Source organism: Cobetia sp. BL01 (assembly GCF_056493605.1).
Window position 1 is genome coordinate 16,598 of record NZ_JBVBEE010000005.1, and the last position, 13,184, is coordinate 29,781.

General features: G+C 64.1%; 10 protein-coding genes. 3 read left to right on the top strand and 7 right to left on the bottom strand.

The annotated features are described in order from the left end of the window. Positions 1–86: 86 nt before the first annotated feature. The gene (gene metF, locus ACZYGA_RS10715; RefSeq protein ID WP_077379955.1) at positions 87–938 is read right to left on the bottom strand and encodes a methylenetetrahydrofolate reductase [NAD(P)H]; all 852 of its coding nucleotides are present in this window, start codon (positions 936–938) and stop codon (positions 87–89) included. Between the two features lie 347 nt (positions 939–1,285). Here metF and ACZYGA_RS10720 point away from each other — a divergent pair, with 347 nt between their 5' ends. Further along, complete coding sequence (locus ACZYGA_RS10720; RefSeq protein WP_077379953.1) at positions 1,286–2,215, top strand: AEC family transporter; 930 nt, start codon at positions 1,286–1,288, stop codon at positions 2,213–2,215. Positions 2,216–2,218: 3 nt separating this feature from the next. Here the strand turns inward: ACZYGA_RS10720 and ACZYGA_RS10725 are convergent, their stop codons facing one another. From ACZYGA_RS10725 to ACZYGA_RS10735, 3 genes are all read right to left on the bottom strand, one after another. Then, a complete protein-coding gene (locus ACZYGA_RS10725) occupies positions 2,219–3,112 on the bottom strand; it encodes a UDP-2,3-diacylglucosamine diphosphatase (RefSeq protein ID WP_176493856.1) in 894 nt (297 codons plus the stop codon). Positions 3,113–3,251: 139 nt separating this feature from the next. Beyond that, on the bottom strand, positions 3,252–4,400 hold the full coding sequence (locus ACZYGA_RS10730; RefSeq protein WP_170212646.1) for a GGDEF domain-containing protein: 1,149 nt from the start codon (positions 4,398–4,400) through the stop codon (positions 3,252–3,254). A gap of 210 nt (positions 4,401–4,610) precedes the next feature. After that, a complete protein-coding gene (locus ACZYGA_RS10735) occupies positions 4,611–6,086 on the bottom strand; it encodes an NCS1 family nucleobase:cation symporter-1 (protein WP_479399158.1) in 1,476 nt (491 codons plus the stop codon). Between the two features lie 393 nt (positions 6,087–6,479). Here ACZYGA_RS10735 and ACZYGA_RS10740 point away from each other — a divergent pair, with 393 nt between their 5' ends. Further along, on the top strand, positions 6,480–7,220 hold the full coding sequence (locus tag ACZYGA_RS10740; protein WP_479399159.1) for an aspartate/glutamate racemase family protein: 741 nt from the start codon (positions 6,480–6,482) through the stop codon (positions 7,218–7,220). A 99-nt stretch (positions 7,221–7,319) separates the two neighbouring features. On the opposite strand, the gene ACZYGA_RS10745 is transcribed toward ACZYGA_RS10740, so the two are convergent. From ACZYGA_RS10745 to metK, 3 genes are all read right to left on the bottom strand, one after another. Next, positions 7,320–8,591 (bottom strand): cation:proton antiporter, encoded by a 1,272-nt coding sequence (locus ACZYGA_RS10745; protein WP_191236389.1) that lies wholly within the window; start codon positions 8,589–8,591, stop codon positions 7,320–7,322. 156 nt (positions 8,592–8,747) lie between these two features. Further along, complete coding sequence (locus tag ACZYGA_RS10750; RefSeq protein ID WP_176493854.1) at positions 8,748–9,251, bottom strand: M48 metallopeptidase family protein; 504 nt, start codon at positions 9,249–9,251, stop codon at positions 8,748–8,750. A 155-nt stretch (positions 9,252–9,406) separates the two neighbouring features. Then, positions 9,407–10,627 (bottom strand): methionine adenosyltransferase, encoded by a 1,221-nt coding sequence (metK, locus tag ACZYGA_RS10755; protein WP_077379939.1) that lies wholly within the window; start codon positions 10,625–10,627, stop codon positions 9,407–9,409. 446 nt (positions 10,628–11,073) lie between these two features. On the opposite strand from metK, the gene tkt reads away from it, so the two are divergent. Then, positions 11,074–13,068 (top strand): transketolase, encoded by a 1,995-nt coding sequence (tkt, locus tag ACZYGA_RS10760; RefSeq protein WP_479399160.1) that lies wholly within the window; start codon positions 11,074–11,076, stop codon positions 13,066–13,068. Positions 13,069–13,184 lie beyond the last annotated feature (116 nt).

Genomic DNA, 13,184 nt, shown 5'->3' on the forward strand with positions numbered 1-13,184 from the left:
GGCTACCCCTCAGACCTCAGGGCGAGAGACGTCACATTCAATGCAATTCTGCCAATGACTTGCCGCGCACGCCGGGCGAGCACACCTCAGCGAGAAGAGATCCCCAGGTTTTCCAGCACCTTGAGACACGGCCCGGCCTGGTTGAGGGTATAGAAATGCAGACCCGGCGCGCCGCCATCCAGCAGACGCTGACTCATCCGCGAGATCACCTCGGTACCGAAGGCCTGGAGGCTCTCGCTGTCATCGGCGTAGCTCTCGAGCTGCCTGCGAATCCAGCGCGGAATCTCGGCACCGCAGGAGTCGGAGAAACGCGCCAGCTTGGTGTAATTGGTGATCGGCATGATGCCCGGGATGATCGGCTGCTGGATGCCCAGATCACGTGCTCGCTCCACGAAGTGGAAGTAGGCATCGGCATTGAAGAAGTACTGGGTGATGGCGATGTCGGCCCCGGCATTCATCTTGCGTGCGAAGTTCTCCAGATCCATACGGTAGTTGTCAGCCTGCGGGTGACACTCCGGGTAGGCGGCCACCGCGATCTCGAAATGATCGCCGGTCTCGTCACGCACGAACTCCACCAGCTCATTGGCATGGCGCAGTTCACTGCGCGCGCCCATCCCGGACGGCAGATCACCGCGCAGCGCCACCAGGCGCTTGATGCCCTGCTCGCGATACTCGCCGAGAATCTCGCGCAGCTCACCACGGTCGCTGCCGACACATGACAGATGCGGCGCCGTGCAGATACCGCTGCTGCGCACGGACTGCACGGTATTGAAGGTGCGCTCACGCGTGGAGCCACCAGCGCCATAGGTGACCGAGAAGAATGCCGGGTCCAGCGCGGCCAGGCGGTCACGGACACCCATCAGCTTTTCACGTCCCACCTCGGTATTCGGTGGAAAGAACTCGAAACTGATGCCTGAGGGGTGTTCGCTGGCGCTCATGGGGCGGCCTCCTGGTCGGTCGTGTCCGGCATTGATGTTCTTGTGCCGCACACGTCGCGGTGTGCGTGCTGCCGTGTGGCGCTGCGCTGATGACACAAGCACGCGCACGGTGCATGTCATGCATCATGACCTGCGCCTCGATCCACGGCCAATGAAAGGTTTTCGCCTCAACATCAATATCATTCATATAAGAATCTGCTTTTTTATAACCACAACGCCTTACCCGACTCACCTGCTGCGCCACATCCTCCCTGCGGCCTGAGCGGGCGCCGTTTTCGAGATGACGTCGGCACATGACTCACGGCATGATGGCTCGCACGCCCCGCCCCACTTCACAAGGAACCGTGATGGATCACCTGGATCTGCAGCAACCGCTCTGGATGCTGATCACCTTCGTTGCCATCGGCGCACTTTGCGCCCGCAAGCTGGCCATCGACCCACGCCCCATCGCCACCTTGCTGATCTACGTGATCGCGCCGCTGACCTTCTTCCGCGGACTGGTGCTGGGCGAGCCCTCCTTGAGCGATCTGGGTCTGACACTGGGCCTGTTCACGCTGTCGAGCCTCATCTGTCTGCTGGTGCGTCCACTGGCCGCGAAGTTCTTCCCGCCGCAGGAGGCCGCCTTGCTCGCCTTCTCTTCCGGCACCGGCAACACCGGCTACTTCGGCCTGCCGGTCGCGATGCTGTTGCTGCCGCCGGAAGGCGTGACCCAGTACCTGTTCTGCCTGCTCGGCATCACCCTGTATGAGTTCACGCTGGGCTTCTACGTCAGTGCGCGCGGGCAGTTCTCGATGCAGCAAAGTCTGGTGAAGATCGCGCGGCTGCCGCTGATCTACGCCTTCATGGCCGCACTGCTGGTCGGCACGCTGGGGCTCCAGGTGCCGGGGGCGGTCATGGAGGGGCTCGACTACTTCAAGTACAGCTACACGGTGCTGGGCATGATGATCATCGGCATGACGCTGGGGGGCATAAGCCTGCGCGAGGTCGACCCGCGCTTCATCCTGGCCGCGACTGCCCTGCGTTTCGTGATGTGGCCGCTGCTGAGTCTGGGCAGCGTGATGCTGCTGGGCAGCCTGTTCGCACTCGACCCGGTACTGGCGCAGGTCCTGCTGCTGCTGGGGGTGGTGCCGATGGCCGCCAATGTGGTCGTGCTGGCCATCGAGCTGAACATCCAGCCGGCCAAGGGCGCGATCGCGGTGATGCTGACTACCCTGGCGGCCCCGCTGATCATCCCACTCTACCTGTCATGGATGCTGACGATCAGCGGGCTGGGGTGAGGCTCAGGCCCCGGCCATCTCGGGGGTGACGGCCTCGGTGGCGGGTGGCACGGCCTGACGCGGCATCACATGACGCGGGGCGCTTTCGAGAATCTGCCCCTGCCAGTCGATCAGATGCAGTGCGCCGTCGCCATCTTCCGCCAGCGCAGTGCAGTGCTCTACCCAGTCGCCGTCGTTGCAGTAGAGCACGCCATCCTCGACCCGAAAGCCCGCCTGGTGGATATGCCCACCGACATAGCCATCCAGGCCTTCGAGACGGGCCTGGCGCATGGCCGCCTCCTCGAACTGGGCCACGTAGCGCTGGGCGACGCCACTGCGGCGCTTGAGCGCGCTGGCCAGCGACCAGTAAGGCAGACCGAACATGCCACGCGCGCGGTTGCACCAGCGATTGAGCGACAGGATGAAGCCGTGCATGCCATCCCCCAGCGTGAGCAGCCACGGCGCGATGCGCACATGGGTATCGAATTCATCGCCGTGGGAGACCAGCAGGCGGCGCCCGCTGCCGGTGGTGTGGATCGCGCGCCGCTCGATGCTCACGTTGTGGAGCTTGAGGCCACAGAGCCGACGGAAGGCGGCATCGTGATTGCCGGGAATGTAGATGACCTCGCAGCCACTGCGTGCCAGGCGCAGTACCCGCGCCACCAGCGCCTGCTGGTCCTTGTCGAGCACCGCACGCTTGCGCATCGCCAGCAGATCCACGATATCGCCGACCAGATACAGACGCTCAGGGCGCACGCGCCGCAGCAGCTTCGCGAGCAGCGCCGCCTGACAGTCCGGCGTGCCCAGATGCACGTCCGAGATGAACAATGTCCGCACCTGGCCGAGTGACGCATGCCGTGGCGCCGCCTCTGCAGAAGACGCCGGAGAAGACGGGGGAGCGAAGTGCGGCACGGGCATGTCAGTTACCTCTGATCAATCACCTCGGGATCGGCGAGCGCAGACAGACATGGCTACGCCCCGGATTGCCGGACCAGAGTGACCGCGTGCGATGACGCCTCCATAACAGGACCATGACCGGGCGATGACAACCCGCCGCTCACGCCTGCTGATTGCTCCCCTTTACCACCGCATGCCGGCCGGCGCGCTTCTGGCGGTACATGCGATCATCCGCGATGTGGATGAGATCCTGCACGCTGATCTCGCCCTGCAGTACCGAGTCATGCGTGACCCGCCCGATGCTCACCTCGACCGGAAAGGCGATCTGCTCCTCGAGACGTTGCGCCTCCAGGTGATGCATCAGCTGATTCGCCGCCTGCTGACTGGCCATGTCGCAGGCCCCGGGCAGCACGACCAGAAACTCGTCTCCGCCCAGACGGCAGGCCATCCCTTCCTCTCCCGCGGCCTGTGCCGCGCCTGCGGCGACCAACTGGATCAGCCGGTCCCCCTGGGGATGGCCAAAGGTGTCGTTAACGTACTTCAAGCGATCGACATCCACGAACAGGATGGATAGACACCGGCGTTCTCGCAGGCTGGCGGCCAACGTCCTGTCGAGAAACTCGAGACCACAGCGGCGGTTGGGCAGACTGGTCAGCAGGTCATGGTTGGCACGGTATTCCAGCTCATGCTGCTGCGTGAGCAGCTGCTGATTCATGTGGCTGAGCTCGGCGTTGCGCACCTCCAGTGCCCGGCGCAGCTTGACGGTACGCAGGAAGGTGGAGCTGCGGGCGTGCGCCAGCGCCGGCGCCATGATCATCGTCGCGACCATGTAGGCACCTCCCGCGCCGGCAAGGTCCTTGAGCGAGAGCGGGCTCAGCCATAGAAAGAGCGGCAGATAGCCCAGTATCAACGGCAGACTGCTGACCAGCTGGTACCGCCAGCCCCACACCAGCCACGCCGGCATGGCGATCAGCATGGAGGTCGAGAAGCTCAGGTTCCACAGCGATAGCGTGATGGCATCCTGGATCATCGTCGCGCCGAAGCAGAAATACAGATTGGCGCAGACGGCGCCGAGCAATGCGATATCGTCGGGCCGACGTGGCTGCCGACGCAGTAGCGTTACACACAGCACACAGACACCGAGAAGCAGGAAGCGCCCGAGCCACAGGGTCGGCCAGGCGTCAGGGACCTGGAAGTAATCGAACAGCAGAAAGCACGCCAGACCCGCCATCGCGAACAGCACGAAGGTATGATTGAGTCGCGCCCGATAATGGCGAGACTCCTCATCCTCCATCTCACTGCATGGCATGAGGTGATCATGGAACGACACGGCACGTCCTCTCGGAAAGCTGGGGCATGGCCTCATGCTACACCTGCCGCCAGCCTCCCCCTATCCCGACGGCTCGCGTCCCGCCAACGCTACTGCCACGTGTCCTGGCGGCGAGATGCACTCAGGGCCCGATACCGGGAAGGTACGGGCCCTGAGCGTCTCGACGTGACTCGCGCCTTTCGCCTGCGATCAGACGACCTTGCCGCGTGAGCCAGCAGGCACATAGATGCGCGCGGAGGCGGCATCTCCCAGCCAATATCCCGAGAAGATGCCATACAGCCCTGCCGCCATCAGGCCGCCGATGAACAGCGTGAAGTGGGTGACGTCACCCAGCGGCAGGAAGCTGATCACCAGCGTCACCGCCGAGGAGGCCAGCAACGCCTTGACCGCCGCGACATTGACGCCCTTCTCGAAGAAATACTCTCCCTGCGCGCTGTCGGTGAACAATGCCCGGGTGTTGATGCCGCCCTTGTGGATCAAGTAGTGATCGAACAGGATCACGCCATACACCGGGCCGATGGCCGCAGCGAGAATGCCCACGGTGTACTGGATGATTTCCGGATTGTTGAACAGATTCCACGGCGTGATGAAGATGGAGCCGACGGCGGCGAGCATGCCACCCATCCGCCAGCTGATGCGCGACGGCGCCACATTGGAGAAATCGAACGCCGGTGACACGAAGTTGGCCACGATGTTGATGCCGATGGTCGCCAGCACCAGGGTCAGGATACCCAACGCTGCCGCGACGCCATTGTCGATGCGCGCGACGGTCTCCATCGGGTCATGCAGCATCTCGCCGAAGATGGGCTGGGTGCCGGACACTACTACCACGGTGATGACGGCAAACAGCAGGAAGTTGACCGGCAGGCCCCAGAAGTTGCCACGCTTCACGTCACCAGGCGTGGCGCAGTAACGCGAGAAGTCACCGAAGTTGAGCGTCGGACCCGCGAAGTAGCCCGCCACCAGGGCCGCGGCGATCACCATCTGCCACAGGGCATCACTGCCGGAGAGTGTCTTGCTGCCCAGCGTGAAGCTGATGTTGTCCCAGCCGGCCTGCCAGACGATCCAGCCCGCCAGCGCGAACATCACCACATAGACCGCCGGCCCGGCGAAATCGATGAAACGGCGCACCGCGTTCATGCCCCACCAGAACACCAGCGCCTGCAGCACCCACATGAACAGGAAGCAGTACCAGCCAAGCTGCGAGAGGCCGAGGTACTGGACCTCGGTCAGCCCCTCCAGCGACGGCACATAACGCAGCAGCACCAGCATCAAGGCATGTGCCGCCAGATACGTCTGGATGCCGTACCACACCACCGCGATCAGCCCGCGGATGATCGCCGGGATATTGGCGCCATAGATGCCGAAGGACTGGCGGCAGACCACCGGAAACGGTACCCCCGTCTGCTGGCTGGGCCGCGAGATCAGATTGGCGAACACCTGCACCACCAGAATCCCCACCAGCATCGAGACCAGAATCTGCCAGCTGGCCAGACCCAGGGTGAACAGACTGGCGGCGAAGACATAGCCACCGACGCTGTGCACGTCGGACATCCAGAACGAGAAGATGTTGTACCAGTTCCAGTTCTGCTCGCAGGGCGCGAGGTCGTCGTTGATGAGCCGCTTGCTGGCGTTGCTCAGGTCAGGGGGAGTCTGGGGTGTCATTGTTGTCTCCAGAGGGGGCTTGGTGCCCGAGTGGACGTTCCGTCCGTGGGCCGGTCACGAGGCATCACGCCTCGCCATGCCTATCCCCCTATCAACAAGCATGCCAATGAAACACATGTTGCGGCTTTTCAATCTCCCAGCGTTTCCCCCAACCCCCGCTCTGCCTGCACCTCCTGCCAGTAGTGCCTCTCAAGCCGAAATCGCTGCCCCCTCAAGCACCATCGATTCCCCCTGAATTCGCCATATGCACCACCAGGGCGCACCAACGATGAAACGAACGTTGCTGAAGCGGTGATTGCCCGTCTGGCACGAATGCTGCTCACGTATTGCCCATCCTGCTCGAACGTCTCACCCATCCCCGCGAGCCGAACCTCATCACAGGAGACACGCGCCATGTTGCGTCTCAAGGTCATCAATCCCAACACCAGCCAGGCGATGAGCCAGCAGATGGCGCACTCGCTGCAACGACAGCTCGCGGACGACGTCCGACTCGAGGTACTGACCGCAGAGCATGGCGCCCCCAGCATCGAGACGGCCGTCGAGGAAGCCATGGCGGTGGTCGCGCTGCTGAGTCTGATCGCCCGGGACCGGGAAGGCCTGCTGGACACGCCCCCCGCCGATGGCTATCTGCTGGCCTGCTTCGGTGACCCCGGCCTTGAGGCCGCCCGCGAACTGAGCCCCGTGCCGGTGATCGGCATCGCCCAGGCCGCCATGCACATGGCCACGCTGGCGGCACCCTCCTTTGCCATCGTCACCAGCATGACCAGCACGCTGCCGATGTCCGAGCAGCTGCTGGAGCGCTATGCGATGCGTCCGCTGTGCAAGGCGCTGCTGGCCTGTGACGTCCCGGTACTGGCGCTGTCCGAGGCACGCACTCCCCCGCAGGCGCTGCTCGAGAGCTGTGAGCAGGCCAGGGCGAGCGGTGCCGGCAGCATCGTGCTGGGCTGCGCCGCGATGGGGCCGCTGCGCGACGCCATCGCTCGGGATATCGGTCTGCCGGTGGTCGACCCGCTACTGACGGGACGGGATCTGCTGCTGACATTGATGCGCCAGCCCGCCGTCACCCGCGCGGCACCGGGCGGCGAGGCCAAGCCGCTCAGCGGCGTCTTTGCCCGGGGGCTGGCTGCCCTTTGACCTGCCATTGCGATGCCCTTGGCTTGCCTCTCTCGACAGCAACGAAAACGCCCCCTCACTGCTGTCAGTGAGGGGGCGTTTCTCTTGGCAGGCCCTGACTCAATGCTGGTCGTTCGACTCCTGCGAATGACGGCGATCCCCGACGACTGCGGTCACCAGCTTGCCGATGCTCAGGCCCTGCACGAGGATCGAGAACAGCACGATGATGTAGGTGGTAACCACCAGCGGCTCGCGGAAGTCACCTTCGGGAATCGCCAGGGCCAGTGCCACCGAGATGCCGCCACGCAGTCCCCCCCAGGTGAGCACGCGCGTGGTGCCGGCCCGGAAGGTATACCAGCGCCGCAAGATGCTCAGCGGAATGCCGATCAGCGCCAGACGCGAGAGCAGGATGACCGCCACCAGCGCCAGGGCGATGCCGATCGAGGTCAGGGTGATCGGCATCAGCACCAGCTCGAGACCGATCAGCACGAACAGCACCGCGTTGAGGATCTCGTCGACCAGCTCCCAGAAACCGTCCAGATAGCGGCGGGTGTTGTCGGACATGGCGCCATCACGCGCCATGTTGCCGATGATCAGCCCCGCCACCACCATCGCGATGGGGCCGGAGACGTGCAGCGCCGAGGCCAGCGCGTAGCCGCCCAACACCAGCGCCAGGCTCAGCATCACCTCGACCTGATACTGGTCGATGCTGCGCATCAGCTGATAGACCAGCGCCCCCAGTGCCAGACCGAGCAGAATCCCGCCGCCGGCTTCCTCGAGGAACAGGAGCCCCATGTGGCCGAGCTCGACCTCACCGCTGCCCGCCGAGGCCGCGCTCAACAGCGCGGTGAACAGCACCACCGCCACGCCATCATTGAACAGTGACTCGCCGACGATGCGGATCTCCATGTCGGCAGGCGCTCCGGCGCTGCGCATGATGCCGAGCACGGCGATCGGGTCGGTGGGCGAGATCAACGCGCCGAACACCAGGCAATACAGGTAGGGCACCTCGATGCCGGCCCACTGGAACAGCCACCAGGCGGCGGAGCCGATCACCAGGGTCGAGACCAGCACGCCCAGCGTGGCCAGCAGGCCGATGGAGCGGCGATAGGCCTTCAGACGCGAGAGATCCACGTGCAGCGCACCGGCGAACAGCAGGAAGGACAGCATGCCGTCCATCAGCAGGCTGTTGAAGTTGATGCGCCCCAGCCAGTCTTCCGCGATGTCGGCCACGACGGTGGTCACCGCGAAGTGATCCAGTCCGATCACGCCGAGTGACAGCACCAGACCGATGGCCATCACGCCGATGGTCGGGGGCAGGCGCAGGACCCGGTGGTTGAACCACATGCACACGGCAGTGATGGTAATGAACAGTGCAGCGAGATTGAGCATCCGAAAACGATCCTTTGCAGTGGCGCCGATACCCTGGAGGGCATGACGTCCTTGTCATTCGTCTTTCATACGAGCTGGTGTGGTGAGCCACTCGCGTGGCCAGCAGAGCTGATCGTGACTGCCAGAACGGGTCGTGATTCCCAGCACTGGCCGTGACTACCAGAGATCGCCGTGACGTTCACGGTGACAGAGATAGAGACGCAGCTCGAACTCACGTTGATGATACTCCGGCTGCATGTGACAGCAGAGTCGATAGAACGCCTTGTCGTGGGCCTTCTCGCGCAGATGCGCCAGCTCATGGACCACGATCATGTTCAGCAGCGGCTCCGGCAGGCGCCGAAACAGCGACGAGATGCGGATCTCGTGCTTGGCCTTGAGCTTGTTGCCCTGCACCCGCGACACGAAGGTGTGCAGCCCCAGGGCGTTGTCGATGACGTGAATCCGGTCGTCATAGATCACCTTGCTGATCGGCGCCGAGCTGCGCAGGTACTGATTCTTCAGCGCCATGGTGTAGTCATGCAGCGCACGGGCCCCCTGCAGCTGATGAGGCTCGGGATATCTAGCGAGAAAGAAGGCTGCCGTCTTGCCCGACGCCAGCAGTTCACTCGCCTGCTGTTGGATCTCGGGGCCGTAGCCCTTGAGATAGCGTAGATCAGCCACTGGGCCTCTCTCCTGTTGCTGTCCCACAAAGGGTCAGACCTGCGTGTCAGTCGTGCAGAGACAGGAAAACCCGCCGAAGCGGGTTTTCCTGTCATGACACTGAGCCGGCAGGGGCGAGATGTCCCTCCCCTGCCAGGCCTGTCGAGCTGACGACCTTACAGGCCGGCAGCAGCCTTGAGGCCAGCGGCACGGTCGGTCTTTTCCCACGGGAAGGCGGTGAAGGTTTCGGTCTTCTTCTCGCCGGTCACGTCGGTCCAGCTGTAGCTGTGCTCGAACGGCTCACGACCGAAGTGGCCGTAGGCAGCGGTCAGCTGATACATCGGGTGCGCCAGATCCAGCATGGTGGTGATGGCATACGGACGCAGGTCGAAGTGCTCGCGCACCAGCTCGACGATCTTGGCATCGCTGATCTTGCCGGTGCCGAAGGTGTTGATCGAGACGGAGGTCGGCTCGGCGACACCGATGGCGTAGGAGACCTGGATCTCGCACTTGTCGGCCAGACCGCTGGCGACGACGTTCTTGGCCACGTAACGACCGGCATAGGCGGCGCTGCGATCGACCTTGGACGGGTCCTTGCCGGAGAAGGCACCACCACCGTGACGGGCCATGCCGCCGTAGGTGTCGACGATGATCTTGCGACCCGTCAGACCACAGTCACCCACCGGGCCACCGATGACGAAGTTGCCGGTCGGGTTGATGTGGTATTCGGTGGTCTCGGACAGCCACTCGGCCGGCAGCACCTGCTCGATGATCTCGCGCTTGACCATCGCGCGCAGGTCTTCCTGGGACACTTCCGGGTCATGCTGGGTCGACAGCACGACGGCTTCGACGGCGACCGGCTTGCCGGCTTCGTCGTAGCGGAAGGTGACCTGGCTCTTCGCATCCGGGCGCAGCCACGGCAGCATGCCGTTCTTGCGCAGTTCCGCCTGACGCTCCACCAGACGGTGAGCGTAGTGGATCGGCGCCGGCATGAAGGAGTCGGTCTCGTTGGTGGCATAGCCGAACATCAGGCCCTGGTCGCCCGCGCCCTGATCTTCCGGCTTGGTGCGATCGACGCCCTGGGCGATATCGACGCTCTGCTTGCCGATCAGGTTCAGGACACCACAGGTCTCGCCGTCGAAACCGACATCGGAAGAGGTGTAGCCGATGTCCGTGATGACACGACGTACCAGCTCCTCGAGATCGACCCACGCGCTGGTGGAGATCTCACCGGCCACGATGGCCACGCCTGTCTTGACGAGCGTTTCGCACGCCACGCGTGCCTGCTTGTCGCGCGCGATGATGGCATCGAGCACGGCATCGGAAATCTGGTCGGCAATCTTGTCCGGGTGCCCTTCGGACACGGACTCGGATGTGAAGAGTGAGTATTCGCTCATTGGTCCTCGACCCTCTTTTCGGATGCGGGGATGATTCGGCCACTGACGGCAGATGGCTGCTTGAGACCGAGTAGAAACACGCTTGCGGCGCACGTTGAGGACTGACACAGACGGCCCGGCCTCGGGGGGGCGAGTTTACACGCCACTTATGTGAGTGCCTAGCGCCATGCGGACTGCACGACGGCCGTTTCGAGACCTTTTTGCCACAAGAAGGACACCAACCGGCATAAGTCAGCAAGACGCATGGACGGCTGCGGGGCCCGGATGCGATTTGCCGCGCCCCGTCATCTCGGTGACAATACTGGCCCGGAGATCGCGTACGGGCGAAGCTTCGTACGCACAAGGTTCACGCGACGCACTGTCCTTTCCGGCGCGCTGCGCACCACAGGCAGAACGCCGTGATTCATTGCCACACTCTTGACGCCCCGCAGGCGAGGAGCTATTGCATGCCTTCCCGTTTTGACCTGGCCAACGCCATCCGTGCACTTTCCATGGACGCCGTTCAGAAGGCCAAGTCTGGCCACCCCGGCGCCCCCATGGGCATGGCCGACATCGCTGAAGTGCTCTGGAACGACCACCTCAAGCACAACCCGGCCAACCCGAACTGGGCCGACCGTGACCGCTTCGTGCTGTCCAACGGCCACGGCTCCATGCTGCTCTACTCCCTGCTGCACCTCACGGGCTACCAGCTGAGCCTTGAAGATCTGCAGAACTTCCGCCAACTGCATTCCAAGACCGCCGGTCACCCGGAATACGGTTATGCGCCGGGTATCGAGACCACCACCGGCCCGCTGGGCCAGGGGCTGGCCAATGCCGTGGGCATGGCGATCGCCGAGAAGACACTGGCGGCGCAGTTCAACCGTCCGGGCCACACCGTCGTCGACCACACCACCTGGTGCTTCCTGGGCGATGGCTGCCTGATGGAAGGCATCTCCCACGAGGTCGGCTCGCTGGCCGGCACCCTGGGTCTGGGCAAGCTGATCGCCCTGTATGACGACAACGGCATCTCCATCGATGGGGAAGTCGAAGGCTGGTTCACCGATGACACCGCCAAGCGCTTCGAAGCCTATGGCTGGCACGTCGTGGCCAACGTCGACGGCCACAAGCCGGAAGAGATCAACGCCGCCATCGCCCTGGCCAAGAGCCACGACGACAAGCCGAGCCTGATCATCTGCAAGACCGTCATCGGCTTCGGCTCCCCGAACAAGGAAGGCACCGAGTCCTGCCACGGCGCTCCGCTGGGTGATGACGAAGTCGCGGCGACCCGCGAGAAGCTGGGCTGGACCCACGCACCCTTCCACATCCCGGAAGACATCTATCAGGGCTGGGATGCCAGCGAGCGCGGCGCCAAGCTCGAGAGTGACTGGGATGCGCGCTTCGCCCGTTACGCCGACGCGCACCCGGAACTGGCCGCCGAGTTCACCCGTCGTCTGGAAGGCAAGCTGCCGCACGCCCTGAGCAGCGAGAAGATGATCGAGGACGCTCAGGCCGCCGGCGACAGCCCGGCGTCGCGCAAGGCCTCCTTCGAGTGCCTGAACCAGCTCGGCCCGCAGCTGCCGGAACTGCTCGGTGGCAGTGCCGACCTAGCCCCGTCCAACCTGACCTTCTGGAAGGGCGCCCAGGCGATCACCCGCGAAGACTTCAGCGGCAACTACCTGCACTACGGTGTGCGTGAGTTCGGCATGGGCGCGATCATGAACGGCGCCGGTCTGCACGGCGGCTTCATCCCGTACGGCGCGACCTTCCTGATCTTCATGGAATACATGCGCAACGCCGTTCGCATGGCCGCCCTGATGGGTCAGCAGGCCGTCTACGTCTTCACCCACGACTCCATCGGTCTGGGCGAAGATGGCCCGACGCACCAGCCGATCGAGCAGCTGACCAGCCTGCGCACCACGCCGAACCTATCCACCTGGCGTCCGGCGGATGCCGTGGAGACCGCAGCCGCCTGGGATGCGGCCATCAAGCGTCACTCCGGCCCGACCGCGCTGATCCTGTCGCGTCAGAACCTGCCGCACCAGAACCGCGACAAGGCCCAGCTGGCCAACATCAGCCGTGGCGGTTACGTGCTGAAGGACGCCGCCAACGGCCAGCCGGAACTGATCCTGATCGCCACCGGCTCCGAAGTCGGTCTGGCGATGGATGCCGCCGCCGAGCTGGAAACCGCCGGTCGCGCCGTGCGTGTCGTGTCCATGCCGGCCACCGACCTGTTCGATGCCCAGGACGCGGAATACCGCGAATCCGTGCTGCCGTCTTCCGTCACCGCGCGCGTGGCGATCGAAGCCGGGCATCGTGACTACTGGTTCAAGTATGTCGGCCTGAACGGCGATATCATCGGCATGGAGACCTTCGGGGAATCCGCGCCGGCTGGCGACCTGTTCAAGCACTTCGGCTTCACGGTCGAGAACGTGGTCGAACGCGCCAACACGCTGCTGGGCTGATCACCGCCTGACTCACCCCGTCCATGACGGAGTGGGATGCAGATCGACGCCGCCGCCTCCCGCTGGGAGCGGCGGCGTTTTCGTCTGTGCGACACTCGAGAAGCCCTCCACCGTCA